The sequence below is a fragment of the Rhizobium giardinii bv. giardinii H152 genome (genome assembly GCF_000379605.1).
GTDB lineage: Bacteria > Pseudomonadota > Alphaproteobacteria > Rhizobiales > Rhizobiaceae > Pararhizobium > Pararhizobium giardinii.
Map to the genome: position 1 here is coordinate 364395 of NZ_KB902680.1, position 20130 is coordinate 384524.

Genomic DNA, 20130 nt, shown 5'->3' on the forward strand with positions numbered 1-20130 from the left:
TCATTTCACCCTCCACTCGCTCGCTGGATAGCTGGGGTCGGGCACGAAAGGATCAAGGCCGATCAAAAGGATGTGACCGGGACGGGGTGAGGAAGTGCCGAAAGCTTCGATTGCGGCGCATCGGAAACGAGTTCCGCTTGGACGATATAGCGCAGCGGGCCTTGCTCGGTCGCATCGAAGGGCCAGCAGGTGGCGAGCGCCAGATTGCGCCCGGGCGCGTCTGCGTTGATGCCGCTCTCGTCCCAGCGGGCGATCCGGCTTGAGCCGGCGCGGAATGTCAGGTTCGTTCCGTCCTTGCGGGTGACCACCAGAAGATCGCCGGGCTTGACGTCCTTCAGCCAGCGGAAATGCGTGTCGCGATGGGCGGCAATGACGGAGGTGCCGAGTTCACCCGGCGCCGGCGTGTTGGCCAGTCGCGCCGGGCCAAAGGCGAGCGCCTCGCCGCTGGCGCCCGACAGCACGATCGCAGTCTTGCCGATGCGTGGCGCGGTAATCTCCGCTTCGGTCGAAAAGTCGGCCCAGGGCCATGGTTTGACATTGGGCGCGCCATGCAGCTGCGCCTCGAAGCTTCGCTTCAGCAACACCTGCGAAACCTCGGCCTTCGCCTTCATGTAGAAGCCTTTACCGACCAGCATCAGGCCGGCGATCGCCACCAGCGAAATGCCCGCGAGCACCAGCGTCTCCAGCATGTTGAGGCGCGCCAGAAAGCCATCGCGCCCGTCGAGCGTCTGTTTATTGGACACGGCTGCGTGCCTCCAGGATCAGGCCGCGCATCTGCCAGCGCCATAGGCCGAAGGTTGATGTTGCCATTACCGCGACGGCGAGCAGCATCAGGCCGATCAGGATATACCGGTCGGCCAGCGTCGCGGTCTGGGGCAGGTTGACCTGATTGCCCGCTTGCGCGATCAGGCTGGCGGCTCGTGCCGTGGGCGCAGCGGCCATCCGGTCGGCGACCAGCATTGCCTGTTCCTCGGCCTGGTCGAGCGAGGCCTTGCGCTGGCCTTCCGGAAGCAGCTTCTCGCCGAACACCTTCTCGAAATCCCATCCCTCCGGCAGGTTGAGCGGCACGTCGGTGCTGGCAACGGGCTCGCCCGCCGGGCGCGACGGCGTCACGTCGACGGCAACCAGGCTGGTGACCCGCGAAACGAGGTGATGGGCAAGCGCCACGGTCTCGATCTGCTTGTCGAGCGCTGAGCCGTCGTTCACGGCATAGGCGTTTGCCTCGAGATCGTCGATCTTGCGCCGCGCCCAGAGCTTGGCAATGCCGTTGCCTCGCGACGCCTTGGCGACATCCAGCTCGACACGCCAGGGCTGGTCGCCGGTCTTGCCGGTGATCTGCAGCTTGCCTGCCGGTGAGGTGCCATCAAGCTGAGCCGTCAGCACCACCGGCTCGCCGCGATAGAGGTCAGGCATCGGGTTGGGCGTGATATCCTGCGCATTCGCTCCGTCGAAGATCACCGCGATGTCGGTCATCGCCGGGTTTTCCAGCTTGTCGAAGAGCTCGCCCATGCGGGCGGCCACCTGGTCTTCCGAGCCGATCAGCGTAAACGTGCCCCGGCCGAGTTCGGCAGCCTTGGTCATGAAGTGGGTGTTGGGCGCCGAGCCGATCCCGACGGTGAAGACGCGGGCATCGCCGCGGTTCTTCGATATCTCGTCGAACAATTGCGCCTCGTTGCCGATCGCTCCATCTGTCAGAAACACCACCTGCCGCAACGCACCGGGCTCGATCGGCCCCTGGGTGCGAAGGGCTGCCTCCAGCGCCGGCAGCATCTCCGTGCCGCCATCGGCCGTCAAACTGCGGACAAAAGCGATCGCATCTTCGCGCTTGTCCGGCGTCGCCGGCACGAGGGAGGGGAAATGCACGCTCATCGTGTCGTCGAAGCGGATGACGTTGAACCGGTCTTCCGGTCGCAGCCTGGAGATGGCAAGCGCCAGGCTGTCGCGTGCCTGCTCGATCGATTTGCCGGCCATCGAGCCGGAATTGTCGATGACGAAGACGACTTCGCGCTTTGGTGTCGTTTCCGTCGCGGCCGCATCGGCCGGAGGCGTCACGAAGCCAAGCAGGTAGGTCTTGCCGTCGACCGTCTCGCGGAAGAGACCTGCATGCGGCGCCTTGCCGGCGGCCGCGTTCCAGCTCAGTTCGAAATCCTTGTGGGCCGGCACGCTACCGCTTTTCAAGCTAATCACGCGGGCCATGTCATCGACCGTCCGGACGTCGGTTTCATGGAACGGCGAGGTGAGGGCGCCGATCGGGAAACCGGCATTGAGATTGACCGTCAGCGTCACCGGATTGATCTTTACATTTTCCGCAGGATTGAGCACCGGCGCGGTGATCTTGTCGCGGTCCGGCACCGGATCGCTGACGGCGTAACCGGAACTGGGATCGAGATCGACCGTCTGGACGATCGGATCGGGATTGTAGCGGGGGGCCACGACCATGGGGAAGCGCAGCGAGAACGCGCCGCCCGACTGATGTACGCTGCCCTGATATTCGATCTGTACGATGATGGTTTCGCCGGGACCGATATTGGCGACCTGGTTGGTGAAGATGTTGGGGCGCTGCTGTTCGAGAAGCGCCGTCTTCTTGCCGGCTGCCTTGGCTTCCTCATAGACCTTGCGCGCTTCCTCGCGGGCTTTGACCTGACCCTCGATGAAGCGGTCGCCGATCTGCATCTTCAACGTATCGACAGCGGCGTTTTCCGGCAGCGGGAAGACGTAGGTGCCCTCGACCCAACCCTTGCTCGGATTGCGGAACCGCTGCGTCACGCGGGTGCGCAGGATCGGGCCGTTGACGTCGATCCGGACATCGGTTGCCAGCCGCGGTGCCTCGACGAAGGCGCCCGGTTCCTTGGATGGGAAGAGCAGGGCACCGGTGCCCACGTCGTTGGGGTGCACATAGCCTACGAAATGCTGCGGTCGGCCCTGTCCGGTTTCGGCCGAGGCCTCCGAGAAAAAGCCCATCACGAAAAACAGCACGATCGTCACAGCCACAAGCGCCGCGACCAGCAGATATTCGACATAGGGCGTGTACTGGCGGCGCGGCGTCGCGGCGCCGATTTCCGTATCGACAAACATTGCGTGGCCCCTGGGTGCGGATGGATTCGGTAGGTCCTCAGAAAAGGCTCCGAAATCGACTGTACGAGGACGGAATTGCGGCAGCCCGCGGCATTTGTTGTGACCAAATCAAGGCGTTGCGAAAATGTCGCAAACCTCCTGTTTTTGAAGAATAAATTCCAACCGTGAGACGTTGTTGTCCCTCGGGCTCGAACGCCTTGCCGCTGGCTTAAGCTTTGCTGCAGCGGGCATGAAAAATCGGAGTCGATTCAAGCATCTGCGCGGCGCTGTCGAGAAAGTGATTCATCCCAAGCGCTGATGGGACTGATGAAACATTGTCATGGTCACGCATTTTGCCGGTTCTGCGGGCTCTTTGCGCTTGAAACTGGGCCTGTCTTTCGACATACACCTAACCGCTACGGAGCCCGGCAAAGACCGCTCCCGCTGGCGCGCATGCTGTTTCAACCTGATCAGGATAAACCACATCATGGCCTTTCTTGCCGACGCCCTTTCCCGTGTGAAGCCATCCGCCACCATCGCCGTTTCCCAGAAAGCCCGGGAACTGAAAGCCAAGGGGCGCGATGTGATCGGGCTCGGTGCCGGTGAGCCGGATTTCGATACGCCGGACAACATCAAGAAGGCAGCCATCGACGCGATCAACCGCGGCGAGACGAAGTACACGCCGGTTTCGGGCATCCCGGAACTGCGCGAGGCGATCGCCAAGAAGTTCAAGCGCGAGAACAATCTCGACTACACCGCCGCCCAGACGATCGTCGGCACCGGCGGAAAGCAGATTCTTTTCAACGCCTTCATGGCGACGATGAATCCAGGCGATGAAGTCGTTATCCCGGCGCCTTACTGGGTGTCCTATCCGGAAATGGTGGCGCTTTGCGGCGGAACGCCGGTGTTCGTCGCCGCGACACAGGAAAACAATTTCAAGCTGACGCCGGCTGACCTGGAAAAGGCGATCACGCCGAAGACCAAGTGGTTCGTCTTCAACTCGCCGTCCAACCCGTCGGGCGCCGCCTATACCCATGCGGAACTCAAGGGCCTGACGGATGTGCTGCTGAAGCATCCGCATGTCTGGATCCTGACGGACGACATGTATGAGCACCTGACCTATGGCGACTTCAAGTTCGCCACTCCGGTCGAGGTCGAGCCCAAGCTCTACGACCGCACTTTGACGATGAACGGCGTCTCCAAGGCCTATGCCATGACCGGCTGGCGCATCGGTTATGCCGCTGGCCCGCTCGCCCTCATCAAGGCCATGGACATGATCCAGGGCCAGCAGACGTCCGGCGCCTGCTCGATCGCCCAGTGGGCCGCCGTCGAGGCGCTGAACGGCACACAGGACTTCATCCCGGAAAACAAGAAGATCTTCGAAGGCCGCCGCGACCTCGTCGTCTCCATGCTCAACCAGGCCAAGGGTATCGAGTGCCCTTCTCCTGAGGGCGCCTTCTACGTCTACCCGTCCTGCAAGGGCCTGATCGGCAAGACCGCACCTTCGGGCAAGGTCATCGAAACCGACGAGGACTTCGTCTCCGAACTTCTCGAATCCGAGGGCGTCGCCGTCGTCCACGGTTCCGCCTTCGGCCTCGGCCCCAACTTCCGCATCTCCTACGCGACTTCGGAAGAACTGCTGGAAGAAGCCTGCAAGCGCATCCAGCGCTTCTGCGCGGCCTGCAAGTAAGGCAAGGATGTTACTGACAACGAGCCCGCCGGAAACGGCGGGTTTTTTGTTGGCCGGATTGCCGGACCGACCCTGGTCAGCCACACTCCGGCTCGCCTTCCCACGTAGCAATATCTGGCCTAACCGCTGCAAATTCCCGTCCCGGACACGCCATGCGGGTTCCGCTCCTATCTGTTTGCCGTTAAAGCCTCGCCAGTAGAGGAGATGGGTCATGAACATCGCGCCGCATCATCGCATCTATACCTGTTTCTTCCTGTTCGCCGTCTCGCTGGGTGCGCTGCTTGCGCGCATGCCGGATCTGCAGGTTGCCCTTGGCGTCAACAAGTCGGAACTCGGACTGACGCTGATCGGCATGGCGATCGGCGCGCTGATCTCGCTGACGCTGTCCTCGCCGCTGATTGCCCATCTCGGCGCCCGGACCACCGCCTTCGTTACCGTTCTGGGCACCGCCGGCGCCTTCGCCCTCGTGCCCTGGGTCGGAGCAGCCCCCTTGGTGTTCGCCATTCTGTTTTGCGCCGGTCTTCTGGCTGGCGCGCTCGAGATCAACCTCAACGTCGAGATCGACCGCATCGAGGCGCAACTCGGTCGCGGTGTCATGAACCGCGCGCACGGATTCTGGAGCCTCGGATTCTTCGTTACCGCACTGATCGCCTCGGTCGTTCGACAGGCCGAGATTTCGATGCAGCTTCATCTGGCGGTGACGCTCGCGGTTGTGCTGGTTATCGGCACCGTCGCGATCTCCGGCATCCGCAATGCGCCGGCGCGTGCGCTTTCCTATCACGCCAAGGCGCCGCTTCTGGCGCTACCAACGCTTGGTCTGCTGCCGTTGTGCATGATCGGCATTGCCGCCTTCCTGGTAGAGGGCTCGGGTATCGACTGGTCGGCGATCTACATGCGCGATGTCTTTGCTGTCGAGCCCTTCCTCGGCGGCTTGGGCCTCACACTGTTCACATTCTTCATGGCGATGGCCCGCCTCTTCATCGATCCGATCGTCGATCGTTTTGGCGCACGGGCGGTCGCCACGGTCCTGCTGGTGCTGTCGGGCATGGGCCTTGCTGCGGTCTGGCTTGCGCCGCATCCCTATGTCGCGCTGTTCGGGTTCGCGTTGATGGGGGCGGGGTGCAGCGCCGTCTATCCGCTGGCGGTCTCGGCGGCTGCGCAGCGTACCGATCGGCTCGCGCAGGTGAATCTCGCCGCCCTCGGGCAGGTAACCTTCATCGTCTTCTTCCTCGCCCCGCCGCTCCTCGGCTTCGTCGCCGAGCATTGGGGTATGCGGACCTCCTACCTGATCTGCCTGCCGCTCGTCGTCTATGCGCTGTTTTCGGTGAAGGCGTTGGCGCCGCGCCGCGGCAATGATGCTGCTGCCCTGGCGCCCTCGGCCGCACAGAGGTGAAAGACCCCATCACGCCACGGTCCCCCATTTTCATCGCCGCCGCCTTCCAATAATCTCGCCTGCAGGCGCCGGGTGCAGGGGGAAGTTTCATGCTGAAAACCTATCGTGGAAGCTGCCATTGCGCCGCTGTTCGCTTCGAGGCGGATTTCGATCTCGGGCTTGGCACGGGCAAATGCAACTGCTCGGTCTGCTGGAAAATTCGTCTTTGGACCGTCAAGGTCCCGCCCGAGGCATTCCGGCTGATGGCCGGCGAGGCGGACCTCGTCGACTATCGGTTCAATTCCGGCGTCGCGCATCACCTCTTCTGCCGTTACTGCGGCACCCGGCCATTCGAGTGGGTAGACGTTCCCAACATGACGGGCGCCAAATACTACAACATCAACATCGCCTGTCTCGATGGGCTCGACATCGATGAACTGATGGCTGCGCCGATCGCCTATTATGATGGCCGCAATGACGACTGGCACGCAGTGCCGGCGGAGGTCCGGCACCTTTAGCGGCACGTTCCCCGCATAGGCCGTCGTGCCCTCGACAAGGGCGTCCCATCCCTTGCGGCGTTCCATGCAGGTCGAGATGGCGGCGGTGTGCGTGGATACCTCAGTTCTTGAAGACGATGCAGGCGCCGCCGCCCTTGCGGATCTCGCCGCAGACCGCCTCGGCCTCGCGCCTCGTCTCGCGGCCGATGCGGGCGGTGTAGCGCAGCCTGTTGCCGAAGGCGCGGTTGCGCTCCCGCTGGATCAGCGGTTTTTCCGCATTGAGCGGCGAGGGCATGCGCTTGATGGTGGCGAGGAACAGCCGCTGCGCAACGGATTTCTGGAAATGCGCCGAGAGTTGCGCGCCCCAGGGCGCCCAGTTGCCCTCTTCCTCGAACACCACGTCCTTCAGGCGTCGCTTGTCGGCAAGGGCGGTACAGGCATCGTAGAACGGCTTGTCCTGGTCGAGCCGCAGATCGAGCGTCTCCGGCGGATTGTCCTTCCATTCCTCCACCGGATGGGCGGTGATGGCAAGCACATAGGCGCGTGTCTCTTGAGGTAGGTTGCCGGTGCGCAGAAATGCCTCCACCCCGCCTTCACCGGCATTGTAGGCGGCGGCCGCAAGGCCGAGATTGCCAAAGCGGTCACGCAGGTCATCGAGATATTCAGCCGATTTCCCCAAAGCTTCCAGCGCATCGAAGCTGTTGGAAAGGCCGCGCAGCTTCGCCGTCGAGGGGATGAACTGCGCGATCCCCTCGGCCCCCTTGGGGCTGACGGCGTTCGGCCGGAACAGGCTTTCCTTCCAGATCAGTCGTGCGAAGAAATCGGGCGGCAGCGCGTTGGTCTTGGCGAAATGGCCAAGGGCGGTGCAGATGTCGCGGCTGTAGCTGTGGGCGCGAACGCAGAGCGTCGTCTGCGTCGTGCTGGCGGAATAGATGCAGGGCGGCGCACGCCATTCCGATTGGGCGTGGACAGTGATGGGGCTTAGGAACGTGATGGCTATCAAGGCTAAAATTATGCGCCGGATCAAAGCATTACAGCGGCCTTTGCGCTTCTGAACACCGTATAAGACAGCATCGAAAATACCCCCCTCTGTCACTTCGTGACATCTCCCCCTCAAGGGGGGAGATTGGGAGCAAGAGGTCCGCCCCAAGCCAATCTCCCCCCTTGAGGGGGAGATGCCCGGCAGGGCAGAGGGGGGTGAGACAGCCACCATCGAGTACGCTAGCGCCTGAAAGACGCGCGGCGCTGTTATAGGTGCCGCGAACCACGCCCGATGATGCCATAGTCTTTCACGTCTCATCCGCTCAGCCATCCGCCAAACATCTCGACGGTCCTTGATAGCACCGATGCGGCGGAATCGGGAGACCGACTATCGGTGCTCCGGCAGGATGAGTTGCATGAAGGTCAGATCCAGCCAGCGCCCGAACTTAGTGCCGACCTCCTTCATCTGCCCGGTGATCTCGAAGCCGAGTTTCTCGTGCAGCCGGATCGAGGCTTCGTTGTTCGCCTCGATGCCAGCGACCATCACATGTTTGCCGAGGGCCGCCGCTCGCTCGATCAGGGCCAGCATCAGCATCCTGCCGATGCCGCCGCCGCGCTGGTTCTTCTCGACGTAGACCGAATGCTCGACGGTATGGCGATAGCCGTCGAAAGCCCGCCAGTCGCCGAAGGAGGCATAGCCGGCGATCGTGCCGTCATCGGCGACCGCCACCAGCACCGGATAGCTGAGGCGCCGGCGCTCGGCGAGCCACGTCGCACGATTTTCGAGGTCCACCTGCGTGTCGTTCCAGATCGCCGTCGTGTTGACGACGGCGTCGTTGTAGATGTCGCGAATTGCGGGCAGGTCGGCCTCTTCGGCGTCGCGCAGGTGCATCAAATCTCTCCGGCAGTTTGCCGATGCTCTAGGCTGGGACGCGGATGTTGTACAGCCCGATAAATCATGCCGAATTGCGGGGCGCTCAGGCATGGCGCGCAAATTCCGCCTCAGGGGCTTCAGGTTCCCGCTCATAAAAATCCCGCCCAATGAAGGGCGGGATCCAGATTTTTAGAATTGTTAGGCGACCTGCTTTTCCAGCACCGGATAGTCGGTATAACCCTTGGCGCCGCCACCGTAGAAGGTCGCCTGGTCCGGCGTGTTGAGTGGTGCGTTGTCCTTGAGGCGCTGCACGAGGTCCGGATTGGCGATGAACGGCTTGCCGAAGGCGACGAGGTCGGTCTTGCCCTGTTCCACGGCCTCGATGGCAAGTTCGCGGTCGTAACCGTTGTTGGTCATCCATGCGGCCTTGCCGCCGGCCTGTTCATAGGCCTCGCGAAGCGCCTTGTAGTCGAACGGCTTTTCGCCCTGCTGGAAGTCGCGCGGGCCGCCGGTCGCACCCTCGACGACGTGTATATAGGCGAGCTTGTACTTGGCCAGCCCTTCGACGACGTGGGTGAATAGGGCCTGCGCGTCGGGATCGGAGGAGTCATTGGCAGGCGTCACTGGCGAAATGCGTATGCCGGTGCGGCCTTCGCCGATTTCCCTGGTGATCGCATCGACGACCTCCAACAGGAAGCGGGCACGGTTTTCGATCGGCCCGCCATATTCGTCGGTGCGGACGTTCGAGCCGGAGCGCAGGAACTGATCGATCAGGTAGCCGTTGGCGGAATGGATCTCGACGCCGTCGAATCCGGCGTCGATCGCTGCCCGCGCGGCCTTGCGGTAATCCTCGAGGATGCCCGGAATTTCGGAGAGTTCGAGCGCGCGGGGCTCGGAGGTCTCGGCGAAGGTGCCAGTGCCGTCTTCATTGACCAGATAGGTCTTCGACTTTGCCTGGATGGCCGAAGCCGACACCGGCTTGCCGCCGTTCGGCTGCAGCGAGGTGTGCGAAATCCGGCCGACATGCCACATCTGCACCACGATCTTGCCACCGGCCTTGTGCACGGCTGTGGTCACTTGCTTCCAGCCATTCAGCGCTTCCTTTGTGTAGAGGCCGGGAACATCGGCATAGCCCTGGCCCTGGTGGGTGATCGCGGTCGCCTCGGTGATCAGGAGGCCGGCGGTGGCGCGCTGCTCGTAATAGGTCACGTTCAGCGCGTTGGGCACGGCGCCCGGCGAGCGGTTGCGGGTCAGTGGCGCCATGACGACGCGGTTGGCAAGCTCGATATCGCCGATCTTGATGGGGTCAAAGAGGGAAGCCATGGGAAGTCCTTTTTGGTTCGTTGCGGGGGGAGGGAGGATAGAGGTTGGCGGGCCGGTTTCCCGTCAGAGCGTGTCGCCGATGTCTTTCAGGAACGCCCGGATTGTCTCCTCGTTGCGTTTGTAGAAAATCCATTGGCCGACGCGTTGCGTGGTCACGAGGCCTGCACGCTGCAGGATCGAAAGATGGCTGGAGACGGTCGATTGCGACAGGCCGCAGCGCTCGAACTGACTGGCGCAGATGCCCATCTCGAAGGGGTGATGCTGGCTGGAAAAATGCGCGTCCGGTTCTTTCATCCAGCCCAGCATCTCGATGCGTTTGGGGTGTGCCAACGCCTTGAGGATTTCGTCTTTGTCCATCTGTCGCCTATGTATCGATAAAACTCGATATATCGATACATAGATCGTGAATTACCGATATTCAAGTCACAACTTCTTGAAGGACCGCCGTAGGGATCTGGGCAAAAAAAAAGGGCCACGGGAAAAGCCGGGCCCTTTAGGTGTGAAGGTATAAACCTCCAGAGGGGAACAGCTGCTGCGGTGGCACTGGGAGGAAAAAGACCACCATCTGCATCAGCTAAAACCGATATGGGAAAGCGGCGCGAAGATTTCAATGCTGAGTGCCAGGAAAAATTGCAACCGCAAGGATGTGCTTGAATTCAGGGCAAAAAAAGAGGGCCACAAGAAAACTTGGGCCCTTTATAGTTATGAAGGTAATTAACCTCCAGAGGGGAACAGCTGCTGCGGTGGCACTGGGAGGAAAAAAGCCACCAAAATGCATCAGCTGCAGTCGGTATGATGGTTTTTTGGGCGAACCGCAATCATTTAATCTGCATGACAGCCATGTGCCGGACGCAGCTCTGCACACTTTTCAAGCGATTTAAATCGATTATTCGAGGCGGATGATTTAGGTTCAGGGAAAAAAGCAGTTAAAACAGCAGTTTGTCTAGGAGAACTATAGAGAACATTTTTTGTGCAACTGCGAAGGCGACCTCAGAAGCTCCAGTTGCGTGCCTTTGCGACGATGAAATCGCGGAAGACCTTCAGCTTGGCGGCGTTCTTCATCTCGTCCGGATAGCAGAAATAGGTGTCGAATGACGGAATGTCGGCACCGATCGGCAGTTGAATCAGGCCGGGATCGCGTCCGACGATGTAGTCGGGCATCATGGCGATGCCGATGCCGAGCAGGCAGGCGCGCTTGATCGAGGTCTGGCTGTTGATCTGCAGATGCGAGGGCCGGGGATTGTCCGAATCGCGCCCGGCAATCTCCAGCCAGTTGACGTCGAGCAGGTAGTTGGGCGCCGGCTCGCCGAAGGTGATGATGCGATGGTTGTCCAGATCTTCAACCGACTGCGGCTCGCCGTATTTGTTGATGTAGGACGGCGCAGCATAAAGATGCATGTGTACGGTGAAGAGCTTGCGCTGGATCAGGTCTGATTGCTGCGGCTGGCGCAGCCGGATGGCGCAGTCGGCGTGGCGCATGTTGACGTCCAGCTCCTCGTTGTCGAGGATCAGCTGAACCTGCATTTCAGGATAGAGCGACAGGAACTCCTGCACCTTGTCGGTCAGCCAGCCCTGGCCGAGACCGACGGTGGTGGTGATGCGCAGCTTGCCGCTCGGCTTGTCGGTGGTCTCGGTGAGCTGGACCCTGACGCTTTCGAGCTTCATCAGCACTTCGTGGGCGGTGCGATAGAGAATCTCGCCCTGTTCGGTGAGGATCAGGCCACGGGCATGGCGATGAAACAGCTTAATGCCGACGTCCTGCTCGAGCGAACTCACCTGGCGGCTGATGGCCGATTGCGAGAGGTGCAGCTTGTCGGCCGCATGGGTAAAGGATCCCGCTTCCGCCGCCGCATGGAAAATGCGCAGTTTGTCCCAGTCTAGCGGCATGAAGCCCCCCATAGGCGCTTATGGCGGAAAACGGCCTCGTTGTTTCCCACCATAGAGCTGATTGTCTGTTCCCACTCAGGAGCGGGGATTCCCGCTCCAATTGTTCGCGGCTTCTATTCGGCCGCAATTGCGACGGGCATATGGCCCGCCAGATATTTTTCCGCTTCGAGTGCTGCCATGCAGCCCATTCCGGCCGCGGTGATCGCCTGGCGATAGACATCGTCGGTAACGTCGCCGGCCGCGTAAACACCCGGCACGTCCGTTGCCGTTGAGTCAGGGGCAGTCCAGAGATAGCCGTTCGGCTTCAGGCGCAGCTTGTCCTTGAAAAGTTCGACCGCGGGCGCATGGCCGATCGCCACGAAGACGCCATCGATCGGCATCTCGCTTAGCTCGCCCGTGCGGGTATTGCGCAGCTTGACGCCGTTGACAGATGCCGGCATCGGCGGCTTGGCCGGCGTGCCGAGATATTCGACCACCTCGTGATCCCAGATCACCCTGATGTTTTCCTTGGCGAACAGCCGCTCCTGCAGGATCTTTTCCGAGCGGAAGCTGTCGCGGCGGTGGATGACGGTCACGGTCTTTGCAAGGTTGGACAGATAGAGCGCTTCCTCGACGGCCGAATTGCCGCCGCCGACGACGATCACGTCCTTGTTGCGGTAGAAGAAGCCGTCGCAGGTGGCGCAAGCCGAGACGCCGAAGCCCTGGAAGGTCGCCTCGCTCTCGATGCCGAGCCACTTGGCCTTGGCACCGGTGGCGATGATCAGCACGTCGGCCGTCCAGTCGGTGCCGCTGTCGGTGGTGAGCCTGAACGGCCGCACCGAGAGATCGACGCTGGTGACGAGATCATTGACGATCTCGGCGCCGACATGTTGGGCCTGCTTGAGCATCTGCTCCATCATCCAGGGACCCTGGACCGGATCGGCATAGCCCGGATAGTTTTCGACGTCGGTCGTGATCATCAACTGGCCGCCCTGTTCCATCCCGGCGATCAGCACCGGATTGAGCATGGCACGCGCCGAATAGATGGCGGCGGTGTAGCCAGCCGGGCCGGAGCCGATGATGAGAACTTTGGTGTGTCGGGCAGTCATGAGCCGGGTCCTTCGATCGCCTGAACGGTATAACATCGTCCGGCTTCGTCATATGATGAGAAATTGTCCCCTAGTCTAGGGATTCCAGCAGCCTTGTTTCAAGGGCGACCCCGTTGATACACACAGATGTGTTGCGCGATTGCCCCGGTTTCGCGAGGTTTTTGTGCATGGCGCACAAAGACGCTCTCGTTTTTTCATCCTAATACGTGTTACCGACAAAACTTGTGACAATCGCCGATCGGACAGAAGTGGCAGTGAACAAGCGGCAATCCCCATACCCGTTTCGCAATCCCGGCGACTTCGATTACGGCCGCACGCTTTTTCACCGGTTCGGCACCTGGCTCGACAGCCGCCGCGTTTCGTCCCGCCGCAAGAGCAGGACCGAAACGGTGCCATTGTCGCAGTTGTCGCCGGCAACCTTCCGGCCGTTGCGGAGCGCGGATGTTCCGCTGCTTTTCCTGGCGCATGACGATCTCAAATTCATGCGGTCGCTGCTATTGCATTACCGCCGGCTTGGCGTGACGCGCTTCATCTGCGTCGACGATCAGTCCGAAGACGGCACGCGCGCGTTTCTTTGCGCGCAGCCGGACGTCGACGTCTGGACCTCTGGCGTGCGCTATCGCGAGGCAAGGCGCGGCAAGCTATGGCGCGAAGCCTTGTTTACCCGCTATGGCAAGAACCGCTGGTATCTGAATATCGACGCGGACGAATATCTCGTCTACGACCGATGCTTCGAAAGACCGCTGCCGCAACTGATCGCCCATCTCGAAAGTCTCGGCGTGCGCCGGCTCGCAGCACCGATGATCGACATGTATCCCGGGGGCGAGGTGAGCGCGTTTGCCTTCGACGGTTCGACGGATGCCATGCCCTGGGAGATTGCCGACTGCATCGACGGTAGCGGCTACGTCATCGAGAAGACCAAGCGCTTCCTCAGCCTTGCGGGCGGGCCGCGGCGGCGCAAGTTCGCGGCCGAAGCGGAGATGATGAAGTACCCGCTGATGTATTGGGACGACGAGTGCAGTTTCGGGATCAGCATTCATCAGCCGTTGCCTTTCGATCGCAATTTCTCGCCGATCTGCGGCGTGCTCCTGCATTTCAAGTTCTTTGCCGATTATCACGAGAAAACCCGTCAGGCGGTTGAGGACAAGCAGTACTTCGGCGGCGCGCGGGAGTATCAGCGCATTCTCGACACGGTGGCGGCCAGCGGCGAGCTCGATTTCGTCTATGAAGACACGCTGAAATATTCCTCGCCGGAACAATTGATCGAGCACGGCTTCATGCGCTCGGTCTGGTCTGCCGACCGGCCCGCGGAGGATTGACGGCCGTGCGCATCGGATCGCTTTCGCATTATTACTGTCTCCTTCGCGGGCTTGTGCTGCGGGGATATTTGCGCGTCGGCCGCAAGGCCCGGATCAAGCAGGGCGCGTTCATCGACGCCTACCGCGGGCGCGTGGTGATCGGCGATCGGTTCAAGATTCATCGAGGCGGTTTCATCGACGCGCAGAAGGGCACGATCGAGATCGGCTCGAACGTGTCGATCAATCCCTACAGCATCCTTTATGGTCTCGGCGGGATCAGGATCGGCAACGACGTACGGATCGCCGCCCACGTCGTCATAGTCTCGTTCGACCATCGTTACGACGACGTCTCCAAAGCCATCACGATGCAGGGCGTCGTCGCCAAGCCCATCGTGATCGAGGACGATGTCTGGATCGGCGCCGGCGCGAAGATCCTGGGCGGCTCGCATATCGCCAAAGGCTGCGTCATCGGCGCAAATGCCGTGGTCAAAGGCAAGACGGAACCCTACGGAATTTATGTTGGCAGCCCGGCGCGGCTTTTGAAGTATCGCGGGCAATAACAAATACGGTCCGCAACATGCGGGATCGACAGGAAAAAACGGGAAGCTCAACCATGGTGATGCGCGTCGACCTTGATGCAATCGATATGAAGATTCTGCGCGAGCTTCAGAATGACGGTCGGATGACCAATGTCGAGCTGGCCGAACGGGTGGGTATCTCGGCGCCGCCCTGTTTGAGGCGCGTGCGCAAGCTGGAGGAGGCCGGCATCATCCGCGGCTATCGGGCGCTGCTCAACGCACCGGCGCTCGGCTATGACCTGGTTGCCTTCTGCATGGTGGGCCTCAAGCACCAGTCGGATGCCAATCTCAAGGCCTTTGCCAAGCAGACGGCCAATTGGCCGCTGGTGCGCGAAGCCTGGATGGTCTCGGGCGAATCCGACTTTCTCCTGCAGTGCGTGGCCGAAAACCTTGCAGCGTTTCAGGATTTCGTTATTGAGGAACTCACGGCCACGGAGAACGTGGATACCGTGCGCACGATGCTGACTATCCGGCAGGTCAAGGATGTTGCTCTGATAGAGATCTAGGTCGCTTCCGCGTCTCCGTTTATCACGATAGGATCAGGTGTTTTGAAAAGACTGCTGCGATCGCTGCGCAAGAGCTTCCGGTACATGTTCAACGTCCCTACTGTCCGGCTGGGCGGCATTGCGATCGACACGACCGCCGGCCATATTCCTGAAAACGTTCGGGAACTGATCTTTCGCGAAATCTACGAAGACACCGAACGCGACCTGATCGGCAAGATTCTGCGACCCGGCATGCGCACGCTCGAAATCGGCACCGGCATTGGTTTCGTCAGCCTGGTTGCCGCCCGCATCTGCGGCGAAGGCAATGTCTTCTGCTATGAGGCCAATCCGGAGTTGGAGCAAACGATCCGGCGGAATTTCGCGCTGAACGGCATGAAGCCCAATCTGACCATGCGCGCGGTCACTGTCGACGGGACGCCCATCACTTTCTTCAAGAGCGACAACATCATCTCCTCCAGCCTCTACGACCGCAAGCGTGACGATAAGCCGATCATGGTCGAAAGCGAGGCGCTCTCCGACGTGCTTGCAAAGCACGATCCTGCTGCATTGATCATGGACGTCGAGGGCGCCGAAATCCAGCTGCTCGCCGTCGACCTGAAAAACGTCGCCGACATCATCGTCGAACTACACCCGCACATTGTCGGCGAGGATGCGATCGCGGCGCTGGTTTCCAACTTGAAGAGCCGCGGTTACGTCATGGTGAGCAACAACCGCAAGACCTCCCATTTCGCCCGCGTGGCCTGAAGGGCACTCCTCAATGCTACCGAAGCTTCCGGTTTCCGCATACATCATCTGCCTGAACGAGGAAGCCTATCTCGGCAATTGCATCGAAAGCCTGGGAGCCTGCGCGGAAATCGTCATCGTCGATTCCGGCTCCACGGATGGCACGGCGGCGCTGGTGCAGTCCTATATCGACAAGGGCTGGCCGATCCGTTTCCTGTTCGAACCCTGGCGCGGTTATGCCGGCCAGAAGCAGTTCGCACTGGAACAGTGCAGAGAGCCCTGGTGCCTGAATATCGATGCCGACGAGCGGCTGGACGAACCCTTGCAGGCGCTGCTGCCGTCACTGATTGCGGCGCCGGCTGAGACCGTCGGCTGGCGCGTCGCCCGCCGGCCCTATCTGATCGGCTACGGCTATACGCCGGAAAAGGTGCGCGAACGCAAGAACCTCAGGCTGATCCGCAAGGGCAGGGGCGCTTACGACCTTGCGCAGAAGGTGCATGAGGGCATCGTTCCGGACGGTAAGGTCGAGGCGGCGGCGACGGGAAGCCTCTTGCATTACCGGCCGCTTGTTATCGACGAGCAGATCCTCAAGGAAAACAAATATTCGACGCTGAAGGCGGACCAGCAGTTTGCGGCCGGCAAGCCGCCGCGCCCCTACAAGGTGATCTTCAGCCCGCCGCTCTATTTCCTGCGGCTCTATTTCCGCAACGGCCTCTGGCGCTGCGGCCTTCCGGGCTTTATCGAGGCGGCAACCGGCGGCGTCTATGCCTTTCTGACAGCGGCAAAGATCTATCAGCGGCATGCGCTCAAGCGCAGGCCGAATTTCGACGACATGGAGCGCGCGCGGCGTGGCAAATGAGGACTGCATGAAGGTTATGCACTATCACTTCGGCAAGGACGGCGGCGCCGAGCGCTTCTTCGTCCACCTCGTCAATGCGCTTGCCCGGCGCGGCGTCGAGCAGACCGCCGTCATCCGTCCGAACCGCCTGTGGCGCAAGGACATCGAGCCGCATGCCCGGCTGATCGAAAGCAATTTCCGCAACCTGTCGCCGGATCGCATCCTGCTGCCATTGAAGGTCAAGCACCTGGCGCGCCGCGAACGGCCGGATGCACTGTTTTCCTGGGCAACCCGGGCAAGCCGGCTGATGCCGAACTACAAGGGCTGCATCAAGATTTCGCGGCTCGGCGACTACCCGACCAATCTCAGCTATTTCAAGAACACAGACGTGCTCGTCTGCAACACGCCGGGGATCGGCGAACATGTGCGCAGGATCGGCTGGAAGCGCGGCGTCGAGGTGATATCCAATTTCACCAATACCGAGCGCGTCACGCCGATCGACCGCAAAAGCGTCGACACGCCGGAAGATGCGCCCGTCGTCATGTCGATGGGCCGCTTCGTGCCGCGCAAGGGCTTTGCGCTGCTGACGGAAGCGGTGGCAAAGCTGCCGGGCGTCTATCTCTGGCTTGCCGGCGACGGCGAGGAGATGGGGAACGTCCGCAAGCTCGCGGCCGATCTCGGCGTCGCCGACCGTGTGCGGTTCCTCGGATGGCAGAAGGATACGCGTCCTTACGTGGCCGCAGCCGACATCTTCGTCATGCCGTCGAGCCACGAGCCCCTCGGCAACGTCATTCTCGAGGCCTGGGCACAGCAGAAGCCGGTCGTCTCCAGCCGTTCCGAGGGGCCGACCTGGTTCATGCGGGACGGCGAAAACGGCCTGCTCGTCGATATCGGCGATACCGATGGTTTCACGAGGGCGATCGAGCGGTTGATCAACGACAGGCAGCTTGCCGATCACGTCGCCTTCGGCGGCCACGAGACCCTGATGGGTCAGTTTTCCGAGGAGGCGGTCGCCAACGCCTATATCGAACTGTTCAGGCGTAAGCCTTGAAATTTCGTAGTCTTTGGTCGAATGGCCGCGTTTTGCTGGAGCCAGTGCCCCTCACCCTGACGCGCTCCCCTTTTGACGGGGACAGCGGATTTGCTCAGCGTTCGCCGCATGTCCCTTCTCCCCGTCAAAACGGGGAGAAGGTGCCCGGCAGGGCGGATGAGGGGCTGCAGCAGCAGCGTGTTTGAGACGCTCAACCGGAAACCGTACCAGACAGAAGCTTCTCGTAGATCGCACCAATCCTCGATGCTTCCCCCTGGATACTGAACGTTGCGGTCGCGCGGGCGAGCCCGCGTTCGCCCGCGCGTCCTGCGCGCTCCGCGTCGTCCATGAAGCGAGCCGCGGCGTCAGCCATAGCTGCCAGTTCGTTCGCCGGTATCAGGATGCCGGTTTCATCCTGCCCCGTCACCAGCAATTCCGGGAAGGCGCCGACATCGGTCGCCACCACCGGCACCTGCGTTGCCATCGCCTCGAGCGGCGTCAGCCCGAAACCTTCCCAGCGCTGCGGCGCGACGAACAGGTCGAGTGCCCGATACCAGTCCGGAATGTTGGTATGCTCGCCGACGAACAGGATGCGATCGGAAAGACCGGCCCGGTTGACCTTTTCCTTCAGCTCGTTTTCGAAGGAGACATGCGCCGCCGTGGCGCGACCGGCGACAATGGCGATCCAGTCGGGCCGTTGCGGCAGCAGGCCGATCATGCTGTCGACGAAGAGATCCGTGCCCTTCTGATGGCGCACCCGGCCGAAACAGCCGGCAATCTTCCTGTCGGCCGGGAGCCCGAGCGCCGCCTTGGCCGCGGCCTTGTCAGGCGCGGGGAAAAAACGCTGCGTGTCGATCCCGTGCATGATGGTCGTGCTCGGCACGTCGAGATAGGCGGCGGTCCGGTTGCTGGTGGCGATCACCGCGTCCATGCGCTTGATCAGGAATTTGGTCCAGCCCGAATGCTTGCGCTGGGAAGCCGAGGTGAAGACGACCTTGAGCTTCATCCGCAGGACATCGCGCAGCACGATCGCCGGCAGCATCTCGACGTTGCGCCTGGCATGCCAGACCCGCAGCGACCGGCCCTTCGGGCGTCCCCACAGCCGAAGCAACGCGCAATAACCGATGCGCGGCAAACCCGTCGGCAGGCCCGGGCCCAGCGTCGCGACCTTCTGGCCGAGCGCGCGCTGCACCGGAACGAGCTGGATGATGGTGGAGGTGACGCCGGAAAGGCGGCGCTTGAAGTTCGGCGCGATGACCTCGACGTCGCTGATGTCTTCCACGCTGGCGTACCCTTGTTCGTAACAGAAAAAGCCCGGCGGCAGCTTTACGCGCCGTCCGGGCTTTCAGTGCAATATGCCGGGGATCAGCCCCAGTTGATCGCGAGGATTTCGTAGGCCTTCGAGCCGCCGGGCGCGACGACCTCGATCGAATCGCCGACTTCCTTGCCGATCAGCGCGCGGGCGATCGGCGAGGAGATCGAGATGCGGCCCTGCTTCACGTCGGCTTCCTGGTCGCCGACGATCTGGTAGGTCTTGTTCTCTTCGGTGTCCTCGTCGATGAGCTTCACGGTCGCGCCGAACTTGATCTTCGAGCCCGACATTTTCGACAGATCGATCACCTCGGCGCGGGCCACGAAATCCTCGAGCTCGCCGATGCGGCCTTCGTTGTGGCTCTGGGCTTCCTTGGCCGCATGGTATTCCGCATTTTCCGAAAGGTCGCCATGGGCGCGCGCTTCGGAAATGGCTTCGATGATCCGCGGGCGCTCTTCCTGCTGACGCCAACGCAGTTCTTCCTGCAGCTTGACGAATCCGCTCTGAGTCATCGGCACTTTATCGACCATTTCACTGTCCTTCATAGTCCGCACCGAGCCCTTGAAAGGCGGGTTCGGCGCAAAAGAAAACGGTCGCCGGAGCGTTAACTCCGGAACCGTCCGAAACATTTGAACGACGCTTATAGCAGAAAGCGGCGTGCAAAAGCCAGATTATTCGCAGCAGGTCCAAATGCGCAAAAGCGCATCCGGCGTTGAAACGACGCAATTGGAACAATCTCGATGCATGATCGTTGGTCCTGCAAGACGAGGATCAACTCATGCCGAACCCATCACCGGAACACCTGGAAGGCAGGCTCAACGCCCATCGCAAGCTCTTCATCGCGCTCACCGCTTTTATCGCCGAAAGCGCCGAGGGCCGGGCGTTCCTGGAGCGCCTCGGCCGCGACAGCGAAACCCTGTCCGATCACGAGGAGGACCCGGGTATCGAGCCCGACGATGGTTTCGCGATGCAGCATATCGCCGACGACGAGATGCAATCGATCGTCAAGGCGGCACTGTCGCGGGTGACGGCTGCGGAAAGCGAGGCGCAGCGGCGCAAGGACGTCGTGCCTTGAAATG

At 61.5% G+C, this 20130-nt stretch carries 20 protein-coding genes and 1 pseudogene; 11 read left to right on the forward strand and 10 right to left on the reverse strand.

The genetic code is table 11. The annotated features are described in order from the left end of the window. Nucleotides 1-62: 62 nt before the first annotated feature. Nucleotides 63-689, reverse strand: coding sequence for a class GN sortase (locus A3AY_RS0117560; protein WP_083925990.1), 627 nt, complete (start codon nucleotides 687-689; stop codon nucleotides 63-65). Nucleotides 690-732: 43 nt separating this feature from the next. Beyond that, nucleotides 733-3075: a marine proteobacterial sortase target protein gene (locus tag A3AY_RS0117565; RefSeq protein WP_018326975.1), complete on the reverse strand. Its 2343-nt coding sequence runs from the start codon at nucleotides 3073-3075 to the stop codon at nucleotides 733-735. A gap of 466 nt (nucleotides 3076-3541) precedes the next feature. Here A3AY_RS0117565 and A3AY_RS0117570 point away from each other — a divergent pair, with 466 nt between their 5' ends. The 3 genes from A3AY_RS0117570 (at nucleotide 3542) to A3AY_RS0117580 (ending at nucleotide 6634) form a co-directional block, all read left to right on the forward strand. Continuing rightward, entirely contained in the window at nucleotides 3542-4744 is a 1203-nt protein-coding gene (locus A3AY_RS0117570) for a pyridoxal phosphate-dependent aminotransferase (RefSeq protein ID WP_018326977.1), read from the forward strand. Between the two features lie 211 nt (nucleotides 4745-4955). Beyond that, nucleotides 4956-6137 (forward strand): MFS transporter, encoded by a 1182-nt coding sequence (locus A3AY_RS0117575; RefSeq protein ID WP_018326978.1) that lies wholly within the window; start codon nucleotides 4956-4958, stop codon nucleotides 6135-6137. Nucleotides 6138-6226: 89 nt separating this feature from the next. Then, nucleotides 6227-6634 (forward strand): GFA family protein, encoded by a 408-nt coding sequence (locus A3AY_RS0117580; protein WP_018326979.1) that lies wholly within the window; start codon nucleotides 6227-6229, stop codon nucleotides 6632-6634. 100 nt (nucleotides 6635-6734) lie between these two features. Here A3AY_RS0117580 and A3AY_RS0117585 read toward each other — a convergent pair whose 3' ends face one another. After that, on the reverse strand, nucleotides 6735-7616 hold the full coding sequence (locus A3AY_RS0117585; protein WP_018326980.1) for a lytic transglycosylase domain-containing protein: 882 nt from the start codon (nucleotides 7614-7616) through the stop codon (nucleotides 6735-6737). A 127-nt stretch (nucleotides 7617-7743) separates the two neighbouring features. On the opposite strand from A3AY_RS0117585, the pseudogene A3AY_RS41495 reads away from it, so the two are divergent. Then, nucleotides 7744-7815, forward strand: a pseudogene (locus tag A3AY_RS41495) (propionyl-coenzyme A carboxylase alpha polypeptide); the annotation flags it as partial. A 167-nt stretch (nucleotides 7816-7982) separates the two neighbouring features. Here A3AY_RS41495 and A3AY_RS0117590 read toward each other — a convergent pair. The 5 genes from A3AY_RS0117590 to trxB all read right to left on the reverse strand — a co-directional run bounded on the left by A3AY_RS0117590 (nucleotide 7983) and on the right by trxB (nucleotide 12766). Continuing rightward, nucleotides 7983-8486, reverse strand: coding sequence for a GNAT family N-acetyltransferase (locus tag A3AY_RS0117590; RefSeq protein WP_018326981.1), 504 nt, complete (start codon nucleotides 8484-8486; stop codon nucleotides 7983-7985). Between the two features lie 180 nt (nucleotides 8487-8666). Further along, complete coding sequence (locus A3AY_RS0117595) at nucleotides 8667-9791, reverse strand: alkene reductase (protein WP_018326982.1); 1125 nt, start codon at nucleotides 9789-9791, stop codon at nucleotides 8667-8669. Between the two features lie 63 nt (nucleotides 9792-9854). Beyond that, a complete protein-coding gene (locus A3AY_RS0117600; RefSeq protein ID WP_018326983.1) occupies nucleotides 9855-10148 on the reverse strand; it encodes an ArsR/SmtB family transcription factor in 294 nt (97 codons plus the stop codon). A gap of 633 nt (nucleotides 10149-10781) precedes the next feature. Beyond that, entirely contained in the window at nucleotides 10782-11678 is an 897-nt protein-coding gene (locus A3AY_RS0117605; RefSeq protein ID WP_026203557.1) for a LysR family transcriptional regulator VtlR, read from the reverse strand. Between the two features lie 113 nt (nucleotides 11679-11791). Then, on the reverse strand, nucleotides 11792-12766 hold the full coding sequence (trxB, locus tag A3AY_RS0117610; protein ID WP_018326985.1) for a thioredoxin-disulfide reductase: 975 nt from the start codon (nucleotides 12764-12766) through the stop codon (nucleotides 11792-11794). A gap of 395 nt (nucleotides 12767-13161) precedes the next feature. Here trxB and A3AY_RS35440 point away from each other — a divergent pair, with 395 nt between their 5' ends. From A3AY_RS35440 to A3AY_RS0117640, 6 genes are read left to right on the forward strand one after another with little or no spacing between them, the layout of a single operon-like run. Then, complete coding sequence (locus A3AY_RS35440; RefSeq protein ID WP_051108365.1) at nucleotides 13162-14085, forward strand: glycosyltransferase family 2 protein; 924 nt, start codon at nucleotides 13162-13164, stop codon at nucleotides 14083-14085. Nucleotides 14086-14090: 5 nt separating this feature from the next. Beyond that, complete coding sequence (locus tag A3AY_RS0117620) at nucleotides 14091-14624, forward strand: acyltransferase (RefSeq protein WP_338053444.1); 534 nt, start codon at nucleotides 14091-14093, stop codon at nucleotides 14622-14624. Between the two features lie 53 nt (nucleotides 14625-14677). Beyond that, nucleotides 14678-15148, forward strand: coding sequence for an Lrp/AsnC family transcriptional regulator (locus tag A3AY_RS0117625; RefSeq protein WP_018326988.1), 471 nt, complete (start codon nucleotides 14678-14680; stop codon nucleotides 15146-15148). Nucleotides 15149-15190: 42 nt separating this feature from the next. Further along, entirely contained in the window at nucleotides 15191-15892 is a 702-nt protein-coding gene (locus tag A3AY_RS0117630; protein ID WP_018326989.1) for an FkbM family methyltransferase, read from the forward strand. A gap of 13 nt (nucleotides 15893-15905) precedes the next feature. Then, entirely contained in the window at nucleotides 15906-16730 is an 825-nt protein-coding gene (locus A3AY_RS0117635; RefSeq protein ID WP_018326990.1) for a glycosyltransferase family 2 protein, read from the forward strand. 7 nt (nucleotides 16731-16737) lie between these two features. After that, nucleotides 16738-17760, forward strand: a complete 1023-nt coding sequence (locus tag A3AY_RS0117640) for a glycosyltransferase (protein ID WP_018326991.1) — start codon at nucleotides 16738-16740, stop codon at nucleotides 17758-17760. Nucleotides 17761-17950: 190 nt separating this feature from the next. Here the strand turns inward: A3AY_RS0117640 and A3AY_RS0117645 are convergent, their stop codons facing one another. Together A3AY_RS0117645 and greA are read right to left on the reverse strand one after the other, a co-directional pair. Further along, nucleotides 17951-19021, reverse strand: coding sequence for a glycosyltransferase family 4 protein (locus tag A3AY_RS0117645; RefSeq protein ID WP_018326992.1), 1071 nt, complete (start codon nucleotides 19019-19021; stop codon nucleotides 17951-17953). Between the two features lie 83 nt (nucleotides 19022-19104). Continuing rightward, the gene (greA, locus tag A3AY_RS0117650; RefSeq protein WP_018326993.1) at nucleotides 19105-19581 is read right to left on the reverse strand and encodes a transcription elongation factor GreA; all 477 of its coding nucleotides are present in this window, start codon (nucleotides 19579-19581) and stop codon (nucleotides 19105-19107) included. A gap of 248 nt (nucleotides 19582-19829) precedes the next feature. Between greA and A3AY_RS0117655 the strand changes: the two genes are divergently transcribed. Beyond that, nucleotides 19830-20126, forward strand: coding sequence for a hypothetical protein (locus tag A3AY_RS0117655; RefSeq protein ID WP_154663302.1), 297 nt, complete (start codon nucleotides 19830-19832; stop codon nucleotides 20124-20126). The last annotated feature ends 4 nt before the right edge of the window (nucleotides 20127-20130 follow it).